This is a genomic window from Mesorhizobium xinjiangense (assembly GCF_009749525.1).
GTDB lineage: Bacteria > Pseudomonadota > Alphaproteobacteria > Rhizobiales > Rhizobiaceae > Mangrovimarina > Mangrovimarina xinjiangensis.
In genome coordinates, this window is the sequence record NZ_WOAC01000001.1 from 375,287 (window position 1) to 394,854 (window position 19,568).

At 64.7% G+C, this 19,568-nt stretch carries 22 protein-coding genes; 12 read left to right on the top strand and 10 right to left on the bottom strand.

What is annotated here, in order from left to right; genetic code table 11:
- The first annotated feature begins 209 nt into the window (after window positions 1–209).
- Window positions 210–851, top strand: a complete 642-nt coding sequence (locus tag GM909_RS01880) for a LysE family translocator (RefSeq protein WP_157014482.1) — start codon at window positions 210–212, stop codon at window positions 849–851.
- On the opposite strand, the gene GM909_RS01885 is transcribed toward GM909_RS01880, so the two are convergent.
- Window positions 823–1,308: a hypothetical protein gene (locus GM909_RS01885; RefSeq protein ID WP_157014483.1), complete on the bottom strand. Its 486-nt coding sequence runs from the start codon at window positions 1,306–1,308 to the stop codon at window positions 823–825. The genes GM909_RS01880 and GM909_RS01885 overlap by 29 nt on opposite strands.
- The gene (rlmN, locus tag GM909_RS01890) at window positions 1,305–2,540 is read right to left on the bottom strand and encodes a 23S rRNA (adenine(2503)-C(2))-methyltransferase RlmN (RefSeq protein ID WP_157014592.1); all 1,236 of its coding nucleotides are present in this window, start codon (window positions 2,538–2,540) and stop codon (window positions 1,305–1,307) included. Before rlmN ends, GM909_RS01885 begins: the two co-directional genes overlap by 4 nt.
- Before the next feature lie 244 nt (window positions 2,541–2,784).
- Here rlmN and GM909_RS01895 point away from each other — a divergent pair, with 244 nt between their 5' ends.
- A complete protein-coding gene (locus tag GM909_RS01895; protein WP_198174081.1) occupies window positions 2,785–3,390 on the top strand; it encodes a TetR/AcrR family transcriptional regulator in 606 nt (201 codons plus the stop codon).
- A gap of 17 nt (window positions 3,391–3,407) precedes the next feature.
- Here the strand turns inward: GM909_RS01895 and GM909_RS01900 are convergent, their stop codons facing one another.
- The 3 genes from GM909_RS01900 to GM909_RS01910 form a co-directional block, all read right to left on the bottom strand.
- Window positions 3,408–3,905, bottom strand: coding sequence for an invasion associated locus B family protein (locus tag GM909_RS01900; RefSeq protein WP_157014485.1), 498 nt, complete (start codon window positions 3,903–3,905; stop codon window positions 3,408–3,410).
- Window positions 3,906–4,154: 249 nt separating this feature from the next.
- The gene (locus GM909_RS01905) at window positions 4,155–4,535 is read right to left on the bottom strand and encodes a YkvA family protein (protein WP_157014486.1); all 381 of its coding nucleotides are present in this window, start codon (window positions 4,533–4,535) and stop codon (window positions 4,155–4,157) included.
- Window positions 4,536–4,574: 39 nt separating this feature from the next.
- Window positions 4,575–4,868, bottom strand: coding sequence for a 4a-hydroxytetrahydrobiopterin dehydratase (locus GM909_RS01910; protein WP_157014487.1), 294 nt, complete (start codon window positions 4,866–4,868; stop codon window positions 4,575–4,577).
- A 170-nt stretch (window positions 4,869–5,038) separates the two neighbouring features.
- Here GM909_RS01910 and GM909_RS01915 point away from each other — a divergent pair, with 170 nt between their 5' ends.
- Complete coding sequence (locus GM909_RS01915; RefSeq protein WP_157014488.1) at window positions 5,039–5,542, top strand: low molecular weight protein-tyrosine-phosphatase; 504 nt, start codon at window positions 5,039–5,041, stop codon at window positions 5,540–5,542.
- Here the strand turns inward: GM909_RS01915 and thpR are convergent.
- Both thpR and GM909_RS01925 read right to left on the bottom strand, forming a co-directional pair.
- Entirely contained in the window at window positions 5,458–6,042 is a 585-nt protein-coding gene (gene thpR, locus GM909_RS01920; RefSeq protein ID WP_157014489.1) for an RNA 2',3'-cyclic phosphodiesterase, read from the bottom strand. The two genes, GM909_RS01915 and thpR, sit on opposite strands and share 85 nt — an antisense overlap.
- Before the next feature lie 88 nt (window positions 6,043–6,130).
- Window positions 6,131–6,760 (bottom strand): arylesterase, encoded by a 630-nt coding sequence (locus GM909_RS01925; RefSeq protein WP_157014490.1) that lies wholly within the window; start codon window positions 6,758–6,760, stop codon window positions 6,131–6,133.
- Between the two features lie 76 nt (window positions 6,761–6,836).
- Here GM909_RS01925 and GM909_RS01930 point away from each other — a divergent pair, with 76 nt between their 5' ends.
- The 4 genes from GM909_RS01930 to GM909_RS01945 all read left to right on the top strand — a co-directional run bounded on the left by GM909_RS01930 (window position 6,837) and on the right by GM909_RS01945 (window position 11,779).
- Window positions 6,837–7,532, top strand: a complete 696-nt coding sequence (locus tag GM909_RS01930) for an ABC transporter ATP-binding protein (protein ID WP_157014491.1) — start codon at window positions 6,837–6,839, stop codon at window positions 7,530–7,532.
- Window positions 7,533–7,535: 3 nt separating this feature from the next.
- A complete protein-coding gene (locus GM909_RS01935; RefSeq protein ID WP_157014492.1) occupies window positions 7,536–10,085 on the top strand; it encodes an ABC transporter permease in 2,550 nt (849 codons plus the stop codon).
- 239 nt (window positions 10,086–10,324) lie between these two features.
- Entirely contained in the window at window positions 10,325–11,104 is a 780-nt protein-coding gene (locus GM909_RS01940; RefSeq protein WP_157014493.1) for a Bax inhibitor-1/YccA family protein, read from the top strand.
- Window positions 11,105–11,209: 105 nt separating this feature from the next.
- Window positions 11,210–11,779, top strand: coding sequence for a GNAT family N-acetyltransferase (locus GM909_RS01945; protein ID WP_157014494.1), 570 nt, complete (start codon window positions 11,210–11,212; stop codon window positions 11,777–11,779).
- A gap of 21 nt (window positions 11,780–11,800) precedes the next feature.
- Here the strand turns inward: GM909_RS01945 and GM909_RS01950 are convergent, their stop codons facing one another.
- From GM909_RS01950 to acnA, 3 genes are all read right to left on the bottom strand, one after another.
- Window positions 11,801–12,187, bottom strand: coding sequence for a DUF2794 domain-containing protein (locus GM909_RS01950; protein WP_157014495.1), 387 nt, complete (start codon window positions 12,185–12,187; stop codon window positions 11,801–11,803).
- A 489-nt stretch (window positions 12,188–12,676) separates the two neighbouring features.
- Window positions 12,677–13,441, bottom strand: a complete 765-nt coding sequence (locus tag GM909_RS01955) for a DUF1223 domain-containing protein (RefSeq protein WP_157014496.1) — start codon at window positions 13,439–13,441, stop codon at window positions 12,677–12,679.
- Between the two features lie 200 nt (window positions 13,442–13,641).
- Window positions 13,642–16,335 (bottom strand): aconitate hydratase AcnA, encoded by a 2,694-nt coding sequence (acnA, locus tag GM909_RS01960; protein ID WP_157014497.1) that lies wholly within the window; start codon window positions 16,333–16,335, stop codon window positions 13,642–13,644.
- A 293-nt stretch (window positions 16,336–16,628) separates the two neighbouring features.
- Between acnA and ccmA the strand changes: the two genes are divergently transcribed.
- The 5 genes from ccmA (at window position 16,629) to GM909_RS01985 (ending at window position 19,563) form a co-directional block, all read left to right on the top strand.
- Window positions 16,629–17,237, top strand: coding sequence for a heme ABC exporter ATP-binding protein CcmA (gene ccmA / locus GM909_RS01965; RefSeq protein ID WP_157014498.1), 609 nt, complete (start codon window positions 16,629–16,631; stop codon window positions 17,235–17,237).
- Between the two features lie 76 nt (window positions 17,238–17,313).
- The gene (ccmB, locus tag GM909_RS01970; RefSeq protein ID WP_157014499.1) at window positions 17,314–17,979 is read left to right on the top strand and encodes a heme exporter protein CcmB; all 666 of its coding nucleotides are present in this window, start codon (window positions 17,314–17,316) and stop codon (window positions 17,977–17,979) included.
- Window positions 17,980–18,060: 81 nt separating this feature from the next.
- Window positions 18,061–18,822, top strand: coding sequence for a heme ABC transporter permease (locus GM909_RS01975; RefSeq protein ID WP_157014500.1), 762 nt, complete (start codon window positions 18,061–18,063; stop codon window positions 18,820–18,822).
- A 4-nt stretch (window positions 18,823–18,826) separates the two neighbouring features.
- Window positions 18,827–18,994, top strand: coding sequence for a heme exporter protein CcmD (ccmD, locus tag GM909_RS01980; protein WP_157014501.1), 168 nt, complete (start codon window positions 18,827–18,829; stop codon window positions 18,992–18,994).
- A complete protein-coding gene (locus GM909_RS01985; protein WP_157014502.1) occupies window positions 18,991–19,563 on the top strand; it encodes a DsbE family thiol:disulfide interchange protein in 573 nt (190 codons plus the stop codon). The genes ccmD and GM909_RS01985 overlap by 4 nt, the downstream gene beginning before the upstream one ends.
- Window positions 19,564–19,568 lie beyond the last annotated feature (5 nt).

Genomic DNA, 19,568 nt, shown 5'->3' on the forward strand with positions numbered 1-19,568 from the left:
GCAAGCATCTATCGGATCACGCTCGATTGAACCTTCGTCGGACGGCAGGAACTTCGAAATGGCGATTTGCAGACTGCGCAGTGGCGCGAGCCGGCGGCGCGCGTTATGACGATCAGGTTCGCCGGTGCGGCGGCCAAGAAAGGTATGTGCAAGCTTCGAATCCCGGCGCGGTCCATCAGGCGGCTGCGACGGCTGGAGGATAGGCCGAGATGAATCTTGTTCCGGATTACGCAACGATCGCGCAATTCGCCATCGCCACGTTCGTCATCGCCATAACGCCGGGGCCGGACATGACGCTGTTCGTCGGTCGGTCATTGTCGCAAGGCCGCGCGGCAGGGCTGGCCTGCATGGCGGGCGCGATGACGGGGATCGTGGTGCATACGTCGATGGTGGCGCTCGGGCTTTCCGCCCTGATCGTCGCTTCGCCGCAGGCCTTCCTGGCGCTCAAGATCTTCGGCGCCGGCTATCTGGTGTGGCTGGCCTGGCAGGCGGTGCGCCGCGGCTCGGCCTTTTCGCCCGACGTGGCGACGCGCCCGGCCGGATCGCTGTGGCGCAACTGGGCGACGGGGCTCGGGATCAATCTGCTCAACCCGAAGATCATCCTGTTCTTCATGACCTTCCTGCCGCAGTTCGTGTCGGTTTCCGATCCGCACGCATCGGCGAAACTGCTTTTCCTCGGCCTGCTTTTCATCCCGCTGTCGCTGCCGGTGACGGTGCCGATGGTGCTGGCGGCGGACGGGTTTGCCGGGCTCATGAAAAAGAGCCCGAAGGTCACGCGGGTGGTGGATTACCTGTTCGCCGGCGTGTTCTCCGCCTTCGCGCTCAAGATCCTGACGGCCCAGGCGAAGTAGGCGGCGGCTTGCACGCGCCGATCGAGCCGCCCGCCCCGCGTCCCGCGACGAGCCAATAGGCGATGCCCGCCAGCAATCCGGCGGCCACGACGATCAGAAAAAAGCCCTGATCGCTGAAGGCCGGGTCGGCGCCCGGCCGCTGCCAGGCATAGGCCAGCACCGCCGCCGACACCGCACCGCCGCCGAGCGCGTGCCACAACCAGTCGCGAAGGCCGAGGATCTCCGTTGCCGCCATGACGACGATCGCCGGCAGGAAGGCATAGTAGCCGAGAAAGAGCGCCAGCACCGGCACCGAGACGACGAGGCTGGTCGAGGCGACGAAGCCGATCTCCTCGGCCGTCAGGCCGAGCACCGAGATGAAGACAAGGTTCAGGAACAGGCTGGCCGTCAGCACGGCCGCGCCAAAGCCGACGAGCATGGCCGTCAGACGCAGGAAATGATCGAGTATGCGGCTCACGCCTCGCCGTGGCCCGCGATCATCATGGATTCCAGCGCCAGGCGCTCGGATTTGCGCAGGCGCTGCGATTGCGATTTCAACTGGCCGCAGGCGGCAAGGATGTCGCGGCCGCGCGGGGTGCGGATCGGCGAGGCATAGCCGGCCCGGTTGACGACATCGGCGAACTTCTCGATCGTTTCCCAGTCGGAGCACTGGTAGTTGCTGCCCGGCCAGGGATTGAACGGAATGAGGTTGATCTTGGCCGGAATGCCCCTGAGCAGACGCACCAGCTCGCGCGCGTCGGCCAGCGAATCGTTGACGTCCTTCAACATCACATATTCGAAGGTGATCCGTCTGGCATTGGAGATGCCTGGATAGTGCCGGCAGGCGTCCAGCAATTCTTCCAGCGGATACTTCTTGTTGATCGGCACGAGCATGTCGCGCACATCGTCGTTCACGGCGTGCAGCGAGATGGCCAGCATGACGCCGATCTCGGCGCCGGTGCGGTCGATCTCCGGCACCACGCCGGACGTCGACAGCGTGATGCGCCGCTTCGACAGCGACAGCCCGTCGCCGTCCGACGCAATCAGCAGCGCCTTCTTCACATTGTCGAAATTGTAGAGCGGTTCGCCCATTCCCATCATCACGATATTGGAGACCTTGCGGCCTTCCTCCGGAACGATGGCGCCGGCCGGCGTGTCGCGGTCGGGAAAGTCGCCGAGCCGGTCGCGTGCCGTGAGCAATTGGGCGAGGATTTCTTCCGCTGTCAGGTTGCGCACCAGCTTTTGCGTGCCGGTGTGGCAGAAGGAGCAGGTGAGCGTGCAGCCGACCTGGGAGGAGATGCACAGCGTGCCGCGGCCCTCTTCGGGAATGTAGACGGTCTCGATCTCGACAGGACGGCCGGCGCCGCGCGGCGGAAAGCGGAACAGCCATTTGCGCGTGCCGTCGGCCGAAATCTGTTCGTCGACGATCTCCGGGCGGGCTATGGCGAATTGCTTGTCGAGTTCTGCACGCAGATCTTTGGAGATGTTGAACATCTCGGAGAAATCGGAGACGCCGCGCACATAAAGCCAGTGCCAGAGCTGGCTGGCGCGCATCTTCGCCTGGCGCTCGGGCACGACATTCGCCGCCACCAGCGTTTCGGCAAGCTCGGCGCGGGTCAGGCCGACGAGCGAGGGCTTCTCGGGGACGGAAACGCGGGCGGCAAGGGCTGCGCGCGTGTCTGCGGATGTGATGTCGAAACTGAGTGCCATGATGTCGGAAGATAGGATCGGCCGCGGCCGGTTGCCAGATTGACGCGGCTCATAGCAGAAAGTGGCGGCGGCGTCACGTCTTGGCATACGCAAACCGTGACGGATCATTTGTGATAATTGATAGGCCTTATCCAGAGAATTCTTATTCGGGGCATTCGCTTTCCCGGTGCGGGCGATATATTTCAGCGACGCTTGTGCGCCTGGCACGGGCCAATCGGAAGAAGACAAACGCACAGGCCGCATCTTGGCACGACCGAAGACCGACACCCATGCCGTGCGCAAGCGGCTTCTCGAAGCGACGGAACGCCTGCTCAAGGCGCATGGACCCAAGCGGATCACCGTGTCGGACGTGGCGGCCGCCTGCGGCATGTCGCAGTCGAACGCCTATCGGTTCTTCGCCAGCAAGCAGGCGCTTCTGGAGGCGGTGGGCGAGCGATGGTTCGCGGCCATCGAGCAGGAACTGGCGGCGATTGCCGCCTCGCAGGAGCCGCCGGCCGAGCAGCTTGTGCGCTTCGTGGTGCGGCAATACGAGCTCAAGCGGGCGCGCTATGCGGAGGATCCGGAGCTCTTCCGCTCCTATCTCGAGCTTGATCAGGCCGAAATGGGCGTCGTGCAGCGCCATCTCAACCGGCTGCATGCCCAGCTCGAGGCGATCGTGCAGCGATGCGGCGAGCACCATCTTCTTGGCGGCCGCGATCCGGGCGAGGCGGCCGCGCTGGTCGAGGCGGTGACCATTCGCTTCCGCGATCCCGGCCTCATCATGCAGCACTTCGAGGCCGATTCGGTACGGCGCGCCGCCGAAGCCGCCGGCCTGATCCTGGCCGGTCTGGCGCATCTGCGGGAACGTTGATCGCCGGGAAGCGCCGCCTACTTGCAGGCAGCGATCGAATCCAGAGCGGCGGAGATGCCGCGCAGCGAGAACGAGTATTGCGTCGGGTTGCCGCGGCCGGAGGTCGCGTTGACGGTCATGTCGGCGCCGGACTTCATGGCGGCGACGAGTTGCGGTTCTTCCGCTGCGTTTTCCAGCCAGGCCGACTTGCCCTTGGTGAACAGGGTGAACGTGCGGTCTCCGACCTTCACCGACACCTTGTCGCGCAGATCGTAGGCGGCGATGAACTGGGGCTCGTAGGCGACGTTCTGGCCCGGCTTCTGGCTGACGAAGAAGAAAATGTCGCCATGGTCGAGACTGGCGGGCTGCTTGTCGGTCGGGACCGACAGGACATAGCAGACCTTTCCGCTGTCGGACTGGTAGGAATAAGTTCCCCACGCATTGTACTGGCCGACCTTCGTCGCCGATTGGGCCAAGGCCGGACCCGCAACCGCGATGGCCATCACGCCGGCAAGGATCCATTTGAATGCACGCATATCGGTTCCGTTTCCCTATATCTTCCTGATCAACGGATGAGAGTGGCGGCCCGCAGGCCGAGTTCCCTTCATTTTGAATTAATCGGGGTTACGAAAGGATGAATCGCGCCCCACTCACCGCCTCTGCCCTGCCGAATTTTCGCGCTTGGCGCAAGTGATGCGAAACGGCGGAATTCGACATTGCTGTAAAAAAGCGTGATACGCAGGAAAACGGCGAGAGTGTGTCACCGCCCGGACGCCGGCTGCCGTTCAATTGGAGTCTTCGAAAAAGCTCTTGGCGGCCTGTCTGTGCGCCGGCGTGATGTGAGAGCGGATGGCGGTGATCGCCGCCGTCAGGACGGCGAGGTCGTCGGTAAAGCCGAAGCCGATGACGAAATCGGGGATCCAGTCGAGCGGCAGGACGAAATAGGCGAGCGCGGCGAGCAGTACGCCACGCACGCGCGGCGGCGTACGCTCGTCGAGCGCGCAGAAATAGGCCGCCACCACCTCGTCCATGAAGGGAATGTGGCGCGCCGCGCGCCGCGCCGTATGCCAGAAGCGCCGCCGCACGCGCTCCTCGCGATGCGACTCCTCCTCGGGGCCGACCGGCTCCAGGATCTCGCCGATCTTGACGTCATCGAATGCGCTCATGCCAGGAATGTGGGTTCGTCGGCCGGCCGGCGCAAGATTTCAGCCGGCGATCTTGTCCATCCGGCGCGCCAGCTCGAAGTCGAGCTCCGTCAATCCGCCTGCATCATGGCTCGACAATGTCACCTCGACGGTCCTGTAGACGTTCAGCCATTCGGGATGGTGATCGAGCTTCTCCGCCGCCAGCGCGCAGCGGGCCATGAAGCCGAACGCCTCGCTGAAATTGCGGAAGGTGAATGTCTTGGTGATCGCCTCGCGACCGTCCTCGTGCTCCCAGCCGTCAAGGCCGGCCAATGCCTCGGCGATCGCCGCGTCGTCCAACTTTTCTCGCGTCATCGTCATCGTCCGTGTTAGCGCGCGTTGGCTTCAAACGGAAACGTTTGAAGCGAAGATATGCGCGCCAGATCAATATGCTGGAACATGTACCTTTCGCTCAAACAGTTCCGTTTGAGCGGGACATGTTCTAGGAGGCCCTACTGCCCATTGATCATAGCGCGCTGTCCTTCATGGCAAACCCCTGCCGTTCCATTCTCTTCGTCTGTCTGGGCAATATCTGCCGCTCGCCGCTGGCCGAGGGTGTGTTTCGGGCCGAATGGCAGCGCATTGCCGTCGCGCCGCTGCTGGACATCGCATCGGCCGGCACGGGCGCCTGGCATGCCGGGGCGCCGCCGGACCCGCGCTCGGTAGAAATCGCGGCCGCCAACGGCATCGACATATCCGGCCAAAGGGCGCGCCGGATCGATGTGCGCGACTTCGACCGTCACGATCTCATCCTGGGCATGGACCGGACGAACGTGGAGACCCTGCGTGCCATGGCGCCGGCCGACGGCCGGGCGCAAATCCATCTGTTCATGGAATATGCACTCGGCGAGGCGCGCGAGGTGCCCGACCCCTATTATGGCGGTGCCGGCGGATTTGCGGATGTCTACCGCATGATCCGCACCGCGTCGGAGCGGTTGGCCGAAAGGTTGGCGGGCTCGTCCAGCGGCCATGCCTCCTCGATGACATAGGGGCCGCCGCCGACCGAATCGCGCGACGACATGAGCACGAACCGCGTGACGCGGAAGGGCAAGGTGGCAAAATTGCCGCGCGCCGAAAGATAGGACGCTACGTCGTGCGGTGCCGCGTTTTTCAGCCGGGCCAGCGTGACATGCGGGGTGAATTTGCGCGCATCGGCCGACGCACCGTGCCGCAGGCAGAGGCGGTCGATCTCGCTATGCAGTCCGTTCAGTTCCGGACTGGGCGCAACGCCGGCCCAGATGACATGCGGCTTCTTGGAGCCGAAGGCGCCGACCCCGGACAGCCTGAGATCGAAGGCCGGGCGATGCACCTTGTCGAGCGCATTGGCGATTTCGTCGGCGACATGGCCTTCGACGTCGCCGATGAAGCGCAGCGTGATGTGGTAGTTCTCGACGTCGATCCAGCGGGCGCCGGGAAGACCGCCACGCAACAGCGACAAAGAAAGCGTTGCGTCGCGGGGTATCTCGAGGGCGGTGAAAAGTCGCGGCATGGCTCCCTCCTCGAATCGCTCTGTCAGACACAGCGAATCACCGATTTGCGGCAACGACAAGTCCGTAATGTGTCCTGTCGTCTAAGAGTCATCGTGCTGTGGACAACGCCTCCTCGACAAAGGGCAAGGCCTTTTCGACCATCCGTTCCACGCCGCGGGCGTTGGGATGCATGCCGTCGGCAAGCAGAAGCTCGGAATGCGCCGCAACCCCGTCGAGGAAGAAAGGGTAGAGCACCAGCCCGTGCTTTTGCGCCAGGCTCGGATAGATCGCGTCAAAGGCGGCGGCATACTCTTCCCCGAGATTGGGCGCGGCGCGCATCCCGATCAGCATGACGACGATGCCGCGTGTTTTGAGGGCGCCGATCATCCGGTCGAGGTTCTCGCGCGTTCGGTCCGGCGAAAGTCCACGCAGCATGTCGTTGGCGCCGAGCTCCAGGATGACGAGCCCGGTGCCCTCGGGAACCGACCAGTCGAGCCGGGCGAGGCCGGCGCTCGTCGTGTCGCCGGAGACACCGGCATTGGCGATCGTGACGTCGTGACCGCGTTCGCGCAGCGCCTTTTCGAGTTTTGCGGGAAAGGACTGGCCTGGTGCCAGCTGGTAGCCCGCCATCAGGCTGTCGCCGAACCCGACGATGTTGATCGTCGCCGCAGCAGCCGGTACCGCCAGCGAGATGCCGGCAAGAAAAAGAAAAACGCTGAACAGACGTTTGATTGCCATAAGGTCAAACCCATATCATGCGGACAGTCCCGCCTCGATGCCGTTTTGGCCAAGCTTCATATAGGATTTACGCCCGGTGACAGAAGCCGCAATCGAATTGAAGGACGTTTCCCTGACATTGGGCCATGGCGCGTCGCGCGTCCATGTCCTCAAGCAGGTCACGCTTGACGTCGCGCGCGGAGAGGCCACCGGCATCGTCGGTCCTTCCGGCTCGGGCAAATCGACATTGCTCATGGTGATCGCCGGATTGGAGCGGGTCGATTCGGGAACGGTACGAATCGCCGGCGAAACCTTGAACGGCAAGAGCGAGGACGCCATCGCCGCCTATCGCGGGCGCACCATCGGCATCGTTTTCCAGTCCTTCCACCTGATACCGAACATGACGGCGCTGGAAAATGTCGCCGTGCCGCTGGAGCTGGCTGGCCATAACGACGCCTTCGCCGTGGCGGCGCGCGAACTGGCGGCGGTTGGCCTAAAAGACCGCGTGACGCACTATCCGGGCGAGTTGTCCGGCGGCGAGCAGCAGCGCGTGGCCATTGCCAGGGCGCTTGCTCCGGAGCCGAAGATTCTCATCGCCGACGAGCCGACGGGCAATCTCGACCAGGCGACCGGGCGCCAGATCTGCGATCTCCTGTTCACCAAGGCGGCCGAACGCAACATGACACTGATCCTGGTCACCCATGACCAGGCGCTGGCGGCACGGTGTGACCGGCAGATCGCCATGCGTTCAGGCCGCATCGAAAGCGGCGCGCTCAGCGCCGTTTCGGCCTGAGCGATGGGTCCACTGGGCATGCTGGCGCTGGCCGTCCGTTTCTCGTTGCGTGAGATGCGCGGCGGACTGCGCGGCTTCCTCATCTTCCTGGCCTGCATCGCGCTGGGTGTGGCGGCGATCGGCGGCGTCAATTCGGTGGCCCGCTCGATCACCGCCGGCGTTGCCGACCAGGGCCAGACGCTTCTGGGCGGCGACATCCGTTTCGAACTGGTCCATCGCGAGGCGGATGCGCGCGAGCGTGCGTTCCTCGAAAGCCTCGGCGAGGTGGCGCCGAGCGCCAACATGCGCTCCATGCTGCGCCTCGAGGACGGCTCAGACCAGACGCTCGTCGAGGTCAAGGCCGTTTCGCCCGCCTATCCGCTTTTCGGTGAACTGGTCACCGCGCCGCCACTCGATCGGGACGCGGTGTTCGACGAGACGCAAGGCGTCTACGGCGCCGCTGCTGCGCCGCTGCTCCTGCAGCGTCTCGGTCTGGAGCCGGGGGCGAAGGTGCGGTTGGGCGCCGCGACGTTTGAGGTGCGGGCGGCCATCGAGAACGAACCGGACCTGGTTTCGGACGGATTCGGCTTTGCGCCGCGCTTCATGGTCTCGCTCGACGGCCTGCGCGCGTCCGGCCTGGTGCAGCCGGGCAGCCTCGTCGAGCATGCCTACAAGATCCGCTTGCCCGAGGGGGCAAGCGAGACCGATATCGCGGCGATCCGCAACAGGGCGGCCGCCGAGTTCCCGACGGCCGGCTGGAGCATCCGCACGCGCACCAATGCCGCGCCGGCGCTGTCGGCCAACATCGAACGCTTCTCGCAATTCCTCACCCTGGTCGGGCTGACGGCGCTGGTCGTCGGCGGGGTCGGGGTCGGCAACGCGGTGCGCGCCTATCTCGACGGCAAGCGCGGCGTGATCGCCACATTCAAGAGCCTCGGCGCGTCCGGAAACCTCGTCTTCACGATCTACCTGGTGCAGATCCTCATCATCGCGGCAATCGGCATCGTCGTGGGATTGTTCGTCGCCGCCTTGCTGCCATTCGCCGCCGGTGCAGCTCTTTCAGCCGTGCTGCCCCTGCCGAACGAACCCGGCATGCATCGGGACGCGCTGGGGCTGGCGGCCCTGTTCGGGGTGATGGTCACGCTCGCTTTCGCGCTGCTGCCGCTCGGCCGGGCGCGCGACGTTCCCGCCACGGCGCTCTTTCGCGAAATGGGCATGGAAGCGGCAGGGTTGCCGAGGCCGACCTATCTGGCGGCCGCCGGGATTGTCGTTATCGCGCTGGCCGGTCTTGCCGTATGGAGCTCGAACGACCGCGACGTCGCCGTCATATTCGTCGGGGCGACCGTCATTGCCTTCGTCATCCTGCGCGGGGTAGCCCATGGGCTGCAATGGCTGGCCGCGCGCAGCCCCCGCCTGCGGTCGACCGCCCTGCGCCTGGCCGTGGGCAACATCCACCGACCGGGCGCGCTGACGCCTTCCGTAGTGCTGTCGCTCGGGCTCGGCCTGACCCTGCTCGTCACGCTGGCGCTCATCGACGGCAATCTGCGGCGCCAGATCACCGGCAATCTGCCGCAACAGGCCCCGAACTTCTTCTTCGTCGACATCCAGAATGACGAGGTCGACCGGTTCGCCGATCTTATCGCCCGCGAGGCACCGGACGGCAAGCTGGTACGCGTGCCGATGCTGCGCGGCCGCGTCATGGCGCTCAACGGCATCGACGTGCGCGAGATCGAGGTGCCGGCACAGGGCGGCTGGGTGCTGCGCGGCGACCGCGGCATCACCTATGCGCGATCAATGCCGGAAAACTCGACCCTCGCCGAAGGCGATTGGTGGCCGGCCGATTATGCGGGCGAACCGCTGGTCTCGTTTGCGGTCGAGGAGGGGCGCGAACTCGGCCTGAAACTCGGCGATACGGTGACCGTCAACGTATTGGGGCGCAACATAACGGCGCGCATCGCCAATTTCCGCACCGTCGAATGGGAGTCCCTGGCGATCAATTTCGTTATGGTCTTTTCGCCCAACACCTTTGCCGGCGCGCCGCATGCGTGGCTGGCAACGCTCATCGAACCGGCGGCCGACGCCGCGCAGGAGGGGCGGATCCTCAACGCCGTGACCAGAACCTTCCCCACCGTGACGACGGTGCGCGTCAAGGACGCGCTCGACGTCGTCAACCGGCTCGTCGGCCAGATCGCCACGGCGATTCGCGCCGCCGCCGCGGTGGCGCTGGTCGCCTCGGTTCTCGTTCTTTCGGGGGCGCTGGCGGCGGGAAACCGGGCCCGGATCCACGACGCGGTCGTCTTGAAGACGCTCGGCGCCACACGGCGCACGCTGATCGCCGCGTTTTCCTATGAGTATGCGCTGATCGGCCTGGCGACAGCCGTCTTCGCACTGGCGGCCGGTGGTCTGGCGGCCTGGTTCGTGGTCTCGCAGATCATGAACCTGCCGGCCGCATTCGATGGCGGCGTGGCCGTTGCGACCGTGGCCGTCGCGCTGGCCCTCACGGTCGGTTTCGGCCTGGTCGGCACATGGCGCGTGCTTGGCCACAAGGCGGCGCCGGTGCTGCGGAACCTGTAAAACGTCGCCTTTTGAAACCGAACATTCACCAAAGGGCCGAGAGATGGCGCCCGGACAGGCGCCGAAGCGCGAAAATACACGCATCACAATGCGTTGCGCGACGTGATGCCCCTTGTTCTGGCCTCAAAGAAATATCATATTCAGCCGCAGGCATGCTGGAGTCCCGCCAGCGGCGCCTGGGGGCCTGCGGCGACGCCGGCGCCCGACACCCGACGGGACGGTAGCAGTAAGAGGAAATCATGGCTGACCTTCGCAATTACAATGCGCGCGCCGCCGCTGCGGGCACCCGCGCCGACGCCGCAATCGACGAGGGCCTGCGCGCCTATATGATCAAGGTTTACAACCTTATGGCGCTTGGCCTCGCCATCACCGGCCTTGCCGCGCTGGGCACCGTATCCCTGGCGACGACGAGCGATCCGTCCGCGGCCGTCGCCACGCTCGGCAACGGCAACATGCTGACCCAGTTCGGCACCGTCATCTACGGCTCGCCGTTGCGCTGGCTGATCATGCTCGCACCGCTCGGCTTCGTGTTCTTCCTGTCGTTCCGCGTTCACAAGATGAGCGTGTCGGCCGCGCAGACGACCTTCTGGGCCTTTGCGGCCCTGATGGGCATCTCGCTGTCGTCGATCTTTCTCGTCTACACGACGGCCAGCATCGTGCAGACCTTCTTCATCACGGCCGCCTCCTTTGGCGCGCTGTCGCTGTGGGGCTACACGACCAAGCGCGACCTGTCGGGCATGGGCTCGTTCCTGTTCATGGGCCTGATCGGCCTCATCATCGCCATGGTGGTCAACATCTTCCTGGCCTCGCCGGCCTTGCAGTTCGCGATCTCCGGCATCGGCGTGCTGATCTTCGCCGGGCTGACGGCCTATGACACGCAGCAGATCAAGGAGATGTACTTTGAAGGCGACGGTACGGCGGTTGCCGGCCGCAAGGCCATCATGGGCGCGCTGCGGCTCTATCTCGACTTCATCAACCTGTTCATGTTCCTGCTGCAGTTCCTGGGCAACCGCGAATAGGAACCGCTGGACCAATCGAAATCTCGAGGGCGGTCTGCGGGCCGCCCTTTTCTTTTGCGGCGTCACGCTGCATGAATGCTGTGCAAATCCGGAAATGCCTGCATCATGAGCACAATATCCATCAGACCCGCACAAACGGCTGATCTCGATCGCATCACCGCCATCTATGGCGAGGCCGTGGCGAACGGCACGGCGAGCTACGAGCTCGAGCCGCCGACGCAAGAGGAGATGGCGTCGCGTTTCGCCGCGCTGGCGAAGAAGTCCTACCCCTATCTCGTCGCCGCGGATGCCGGGAAAGTCGTCGGCTATGCCTATGCCGGACCGTTCCGCGAGCGTCGCGCCTATCGCTTCATGGTCGAGGATTCGATCTATCTGGCGCCTGAGGCGCGGGGCCGGGGCCTCGGCAGGCAATTGCTGATAAAGCTGATCGACGCCTCCACCGAAGCGGGCTTTCGCCAGATGATGGCGGTGATCGGCGACGGTGCGACCAACCAGGCATCGGTCGGGCTGCACGCTGCGCTGGGTTTCCGCCCCGTCGGCACGCTCGAAGGCTCGGGCTACAAGCACGGGCGCTGGCTCGACACGGTCTTCATGCAACTGGACATGAACGGCGGCACAACAACGCCGCCCGATCCCGAGTCGGTGCCGGAGCGGATCTTTCGCGCCGCGCTTTGAAGACGCCTCATTGGGGCGGTTTCAAGCCTCCACCAGCTTCAGCTTCTTGTCGAAGACGCCCAGGACTCGGGCCAGCTCGTGGCCGCGCTTGAGCACGAGGCCGGTGGCGGCAACGATGGAGTAGGCGCCCTGCTTGCGCGCCAGCTTCGGGTTCTTGACGATCTGGTAGAGCGGCACCTCGCTGGTGCGGCGGAAGACGGAGAATACGGCGCGATCCGACAGATGATCGATCGCATAGTCACGCCATTCATTGGCCGCGACCATGCGTCCATAGGTTCGCAGGATCTGGTCGAGTTCGCGCCTGTTGAAGGTGACCGGTATGTCCATTCGATCCCGCCTCGCCTCGCTCAGCGGGATCAGTACTGCGGAGCCGTCCCCATCCTCCGCTCCGTTCGCGCGATCGACCATGCAGTGCTACCTTTCATGACAGTTTCGCGACCATCCAAGGTTTGCGCGTTCGCCGCCGAATTGCAACCCCGCGCGATGGCCCGCGCGATGGCCCGCGGCGTAAGCGTTGCTGACGAATCAGAGGAGAGATCGGGACCGGATTTGCGGCAAATAGCGCGTCAATCCAACATGGTGGAGCGGTGTTTGGGCGCCCTGAAAGGGCGCGCGGAGGCCCAAGTCGATCACGCACTGTAACAATATTGGTCACAGTCCGGGACAATTTGTCGGAATTGGTGATCGTTTGCCACATTCCTGCCGTGAATTGTCCCGCTTCCGGCCCCAATGCGCAGCGAACATCTGCTCGTTGCCTGAGACGGTTCGGTCTGGCGCTGGCTCCGTAACCCCAAGCCCCCCGCCCACGGTGTCTTCGCCGGGCCGAACCAACCTCCGGCTTCGCTATTTTCTGGCGGTGGCCCTGTTCAGGGTCGCCGCCAGTTTTGTTTCAGCGCCTTAACTTCCGGGCGTCTCCAAAATGGCTGCGCCGAGAATAGGGCCAGGATTGCCGTTCCGGTCGACCGACTGCAAAAGCACGGCGCAGCCCGCGCCTCCCTTCGTCATGATCTCGCTGGCCGGGATCTCATAGCTTGCCCGCTTGCCATGCCACATTCCGGCCGACTGAAAGCCGGTCACCGAATTGCGGTAGGTGATGGTACGTCCGGCATTCTCGCCGCGAGCGATCTTCACCGTCGTCAAAGGGTGGAAGAAGACCAGAAGCACATTGGCCTTTTGCGGTCCGGTGGGCGACTCTCCGGCCTCGATCACCAGGCTCTCGGCGTTTTCGGTGATGGCGAGTTCCACCGAGAGCCCCTTGCCGGCCTTTGGCAGGTGATCCAGGGCCGAGGCCACGGCCTGGCGCTTGGCGCCGCTCATATGCATGCGGCCATTGATGACGGCCTGTGGGGTATAGATGGAACGCAGGCCGAAACTGCGGCCATATTCGGACTGGCGTGCGGTGTTGTCGGCGCTGCCGAGCGTGTCGCGCCAGCCGAGATAGTCCCAGTAGTCGACATGGTAGGAAAGCGCCACGAGATCGCCGCTGCGGGCCAATTCGTCGAGATAGGCGTCGGCGCGCGGGCAGGAACTGCATCCCTGGCTGGTGAAGAGCTCGACCACACCGCTCGGCCGGTTCTCCTGCGCCATGCCGGGTGCGGCAAGACACACGAGCAGGACAGCGGCGGCACTGGCGGCCGTTCGGAAGGGTCGACCAAGCTCCATGGGTGTTTCCGGTTGTTCGATGGGGCGTAGGGCCCCGATGCGATATGCCTTCACAATAGGCAGATGACCGCTTCAACAGAAAGTCACGTTGCGGTGAATCCGCCGTGCGGTGCGGACCTTTTCCAAAAGAACAAGGCCGCCGGGCGGAAAGTCCGGCGGCCTTGCTACGGATTGGTCCGCCCGCAGCGGAGCCTCAATTGTCAGGCGGCAAGATCGCGCAGCACATATTGCAGGATGCCGCCATTCTTGAAGTAGTCGAGCTCGTCGAGTGTATCGATGCGGCAGATGATCGGCACATCCTTCACCGTGCCGTCGGCATAGGTGACCTTGGCCACCAGCTTCTGGCGCGGCTTGATCGTCTCAAGACCCTCGATCGACACCGTCTCGTCGCCCTTGAGGCCGAGCGAAGCCCATGATGTTCCGTCCTCCAGCACGAAGGGGACGACCCCCATGCCAACGAGGTTGGAGCGGTGGATGCGCTCGAAGGACTGGGCGATGACGGCCCGCACGCCGAGAAGGTTCGTGCCCTTGGCCGCCCAGTCGCGCGATGAGCCGTTGCCGTATTCGACGCCGGCGAAGATGACGAGCGGCACGCCCTCTTCCTTGTAGCGCATGGCGGCGTCGTAGATCGACATCTCCTCCTTCGAGGGATAGTGGATCGTGTAGCCGCCCTCCAGGCCGTTCTCGCCCAGCATGAAGTTGCGGATGCGGATATTGGCGAAGGTGCCGCGCATCATCACTTCGTGATTGCCGCGCCGCGTGCCGTACTGGTTGAAGTCGACCACATCGACGCCATGGTCGATGAGGTACTGGCCCGCGGGCGAAGCCGCCTTGATCGATCCGGCCGGCGAAATGTGGTCCGTCGTGATCTTGTCGCCGAACAGGCCGAGGATGCGCGCACCCTTGATGTCGGTGACGTCGCTGGCCTTTTTTGCCATGCCGGCGAAATAGGGCGGGTTCTGCACATAGGTCGACTGGTCGTCCCAGGCATAGGTTTCGCCCTCGGGCACCTGAACGGCGCGCCAGTTCTCGTCGCCGGCGAAGACTTCGGCATATTTGGTCTCGAACAGGTCACGCGTGACGTGCTTCTGGATGAACTCCTGGATCTCCTGGTTGGAGGGCCAGATGTCCTTCAGATAGACATCGTTGCCGTCCTTGTCCTGGCCGATCGGCTCCTTGGTCAGGTCCTTGGTCACCGAGCCGGCCAGCGCATGGGCCACGACCAGCGGCGGCGAGGCGAGATAGTTGGCCTGCACGTCGGGCGAGATGCGGCCCTCGAAATTGCGGTTGCCCGACAGCACTCCGGCCGCGATCAGGCCCTTGTCGTTGATCGTCTTGGAGATCGGCGCATTGAGCGGGCCGGAATTGCCGATGCAGGTGGTGCAGCCGAAGCCGACGAGGTTGAAGCCGATCTGGTCGAGTTCCTTCTGCAGGCCGGAGTTCTCCAGATATTCCGCGACGACCTGCGAGCCGGGCGCCAGAGAGGTCTTGACCCAGGGTTTCTGCTTCAGCCCGAGACGGTTGGCGTTGCGGGCCAGGAGCCCGGCGCCGATCAGCACCGACGGATTGGAGGTGTTGGTGCACGACGTGATGGCGGCGATTGCCACGTCGCCATGGCCGAGATCGAAATCCTCGCCCTCGACCGGCCAGCGCTTGTCCTTCTCCGATGCGTCCTTCTTGTATTCCTTGGTGAGCGCTTCCTCGAAGCCAGATGCGATCTTTTCCAGCGGGATACGGCCTTCGGGGCGCTTCGGCCCGGCCATCGAGGGCACGACGTCGCCGAGATCGAGTTCCAGCGTGTCGGTGAAGACCGGGTGCTCGCTGCCCGTCTCGCGATACATGCCCTGCGCCTTGCAATAGGCTTCCACCAGCGCCACGCGCTCTTTCGCGCGGCCGGAGACGTCGAGATAGTTCAGCGTTTCCGAATCGACCGGGAAGTAGCCGCAGGTCGCACCATATTCCGGCGCCATGTTGCCGATGGTCGCCGCGTCGGCCAGCGTCATATGGTCGAGGCCGTCGCCGAAGAATTCGACGAACTTGCCGACCACCCCCTTCTTGCGCAGCATCTGGGTGACGGTGAGCACGAGGTCTGTCGCCGTCACGCCTTCCTTCATCTTGCCGGTCAGCTTGAAGCCGATGACCTCGGGCAAGAGCATGGAGACCGGCTGGCCGAGCATGGCGGCCTCCGCCTCGATGCCGCCGACGCCCCAGCCCAGCACGCCCAGGCCGTTGATCATGGTGGTGTGGGAATCGGTGCCCACGCAGGTGTCGGGATAGGCGACGGTCTCGCCGTCCTCGTCCCTGGTCCACACGGTCTGGCCGAGATATTCGAGGTTGACCTGGTGGCAGATGCCCGTGCCGGGCGGCACGACGCGGAAATTCTTGAACGCCTTCTGCCCCCATTTGAGGAAGCGGTAGCGCTCGCCGTTGCGCTTGTATTCGAGCTCGACATTGCGCGCGAAGGCCATGGGCGAACCGAACTCGTCGACAATGACCGAGTGGTCGATGACCAGGTCGACGGGCACAAGCGGGTTGATCTTCTGCGGGTCGCCGCCGAGCGCCTTGATGCCGTCACGCATGGCGGCAAGGTCGACGACGGCGGGGACGCCGGTGAAGTCCTGCATGAGCACGCGGGCCGGGCGATAGGCGATTTCGTAGCCGGCCGAGCCCCGATCCTCCAGCCAGGCCTTGGTCGACTCGATGTCTGCCTTGGTGACCGAGCGGCCGTCTTCGTTGCGCAGCAGGTTTTCCAGAAGCACCTTCATCGAGAAGGGCAGCCTGGAAATGCCGTCGAGGCCATTCTTCTCGGCCTCCACGAGGCTGTAATAGGTGTATTCGCGGTCGCCCACCTTAAGCGTGCGGCGGCAGTTGAAGCTGTCGAGAGATTTTGACACGTGCAGTCCCTAACTGTCTGTTGCCGAAGTGGAAACGGACGCCAGTGGCATGCATATCACGCGCAAAGGTGCGGGTACGGTCATTTCCGCTGTCCGCTTCCGGGCGCTCCTTCCGTTCAAGGCGGCGGGCGCGCTGGTTCGGCGCAAATTTGTTCCCGCGCCGACCGCTGGCACGGTTGCCGTTCTCTTAGAGAATTTCTAAACAGAGTTCCAGTGTTGCGAGCACAATTTGTGTTGCTTCGCACATCCATGGCGCGGCAGCCGTCCGCGATGACCACGACACAGGGTCCAAGATGCGCCTCGTCGCTGACAATCTGGCCGGAGAACGCGGCGGCGAGACGATCTTTTCCAAGGTCGGCTTCACGCTCGATCCAGGCGGCTGCCTGCTCGTCACCGGTCCCAACGGGGCGGGCAAGTCGACCCTGCTTCGTGTTGTCGCGGGGCTGCTGCCGGTGGCGGCCGGCACCGTCGGTCTGGAAAGCGGCGGCGAGCGCTGGCCCGATCCGGCGGCGGCCTGCCACTATCTCGGTCATCTGAACGGCATGAAGGTGGCGCTCACGGTCGAGGAGAACCTCAGATTCTGGCAGCAATTCATGGGCGAAATGCACCTCGCGGTCGATGCCGCCCTCGACAGTGTGGGCCTCGGCGAGATCGGCCATCTGCCCTTTGCCTATCTCTCGACCGGCCAGAAACGGCGCGCCGCGATCGCCAGGCTTCTGGTCAGCCATCGGCCGGTCTGGCTGCTCGACGAGCCGACCGCGGGGCTCGACACGGCGTCGGAGGCGCAATTCGCCGCGCTGATGCGGGCGCATCTGAAGGAGGGCGGGATGATCGTCGCCGCGACCCATCTGCCGCTGGCGATCGAGGGGGCGGGGGAGTTGAGGATGGGGGGAAACGTGTGACGCTGATCTTTGAGGCCGGCAGGCCAGAGGGGGGTGCGACAGGGCGAGAAATCCGGCAAGGGAAAGCCCCCGACCCATGCTAGCACTCTACATCCGCGATCTCAGGCTCAACATTCGCGCCGGCGGCGGGGCGCTGGTGGGCATCCTGTTCTTCCTGGCGGTGATCGCCGTCGTGCCCTTCGGCGTCGGGCCGGATCTCAACCTTCTGGCGCGCATCGGGCCGGCGATCCTGTGGATCGGGGCGCTGCTGGCCGCACTTCTCGGCCTCGACCGGCTCTTCCAGGCCGACCGCGAGGACGGTTCGCTGGATCTCCTGGTCATGAACGGCGCGCGCCAGATGCTTGCCTTCACGGTCTTCGTCAAATGCCTGGCGCATTGGACCGCGAGCGTCCTGCCGCTGGTGGTCGCGGCGCCGCTGCTCGGCCTGTTCATGAACATGGAACCGGTCGGCATTGCCGCGGCGACGCTGACATTGCTCGTCGGCACGCCGGCCATCGCCTTCATCGGCGCGGTGGGCGCGGCGGTCGCGGTGGCGCTGCCGCGCGGCGGCCTGCTCGTTTCCGTGCTCGTTCTGCCGCTCGTCATCCCGGTCCTGATCTTCGGCGTTTCGGCCAGCTACGGCGCGATCACCGAGCCCGATCCCTTCCTGCCGCCGTTTCTGATGATGACGGCGCTGACCCTGTTCTTCGCCGTGCTCGGTCCGCTCGCCGCGGCCCTTGCGCTGAGATGGTCGGCCGATTGAGCAATCACGATCCGCTTATCGGTGCCCTGCGGCAATCGGGATCAATTGCCGGCCCGCCGCCGACACATATATAAGAGCGCTATGAGCGAAACCGCCCTTTCCACCAAGAGGCTTGCCGACCTGGCCAATCCGACGCGTTTCCTGGCGCTGGCGGGCATCGTTCTGCCGTGGCTCGGCGGCATCGCGGCCCTGCTCCTGGCTATCGGCCTGTCGCTCGGCTTCGCCGCACCGGAGGATTACCAGCAGGGCATCACGGTGAGGATCATGTATATCCACGTGCCCTTCGCCTGGCTGTCCATGCTGTGTTATTCGGTGATGGCGGCTGCGGCGCTCGGCACGCTGGTCTGGCGCCACCCGCTGGCCGATGTCGCACTCAAGTCCGCCGCACCCATCGGCGCCGTCTTCACGGCACTGGCGCTTCTCACGGGTTCCATCTGGGGCAAGCCGATGTGGGGAACCTGGTGGGTCTGGGATGCGCGGCTCACCTCGGTCTTCGTGCTCTTCCTGATCTATCTGGGCATCATCGCGCTTACCCGCGCGCTCGACGATCCGGGACGCTCGGCGCGGGCGGCGGCCATCGTCACCCTGGTCGGCTTCATCAACATTCCGATCATCAAGTTTTCCGTCGACTGGTGGAACACCCTGCATCAGCCGGCTGCCGTCATCAGGCTCGACGGGCCGACCATTCATCCGACCATGCTGTGGCCGCTCCTGGTTTCGGCCGCCGGCTTCACGGTCCTGTTCGCCACGCTGCACATCATGGCCATGCGCAACGAGATCTGGCGCCGGCGCGTCGTCGCCATGCGGCGGCTCGCCGCGCGCCGGGCCGAAGGGCGGGAGTAGTGCCATGACACACGCAATGTATGTCGCCGCAGCCTACGGCATCTCGGCCATGGCGATAGCCGCCCTGATCGGCTGGCTGATCGGCGAACAACGCGCCCGCAAGGCCGAACTGGCCGAACTCGAAGCACACGGCGTGCGCCGCCGCTCGGCCGGCAAGGATGCCGGCCGATGAGCATGGAGGCACCTTCGAAGAGCCCGCGCCGGCTCATGGTCTTCGTGCCGCTGGCCATTTTCCTGGCCCTTGCCGGCGTGTTCCTGGCGCAACTCCTGTCGGGACGCGACATCACCGCCATCCCGTCTGCGTTGATCGGCGAGCCGGCGCCGCCGACCGACCTTGCGCCGCTTCCAGGCATGGACCTGCCGGGCCTGACCAACGAATCGCTCGAGGGCCGGGTGACGCTGGTCAATGTCTGGGCGTCCTGGTGCGCACCCTGCCGGCAGGAGCATCCGATCCTGATGGAACTGGCGCGCGACGAGCGCATCGAGATCGCCGGGCTGAACTACAAGGACAAACCGGAGAATGCGCGCCGCTTCCTCGGCGAGCTGGGCAATCCTTATGATACGATCGGCGTCGACGAGCACGGGCGCACGGCGATCAACTGGGGCGTCTACGGCGTGCCGGAAACCTTCCTCGTCGGGCGCGCCGGCACGATCCTCTACAAGCATGTCGGGCCGTTCACCGAGCGGTCGGCGCGCGAGGAACTGCTGCCCGAGATCGAGAAGGCGCTGTCAGCGCAGTAGGGACT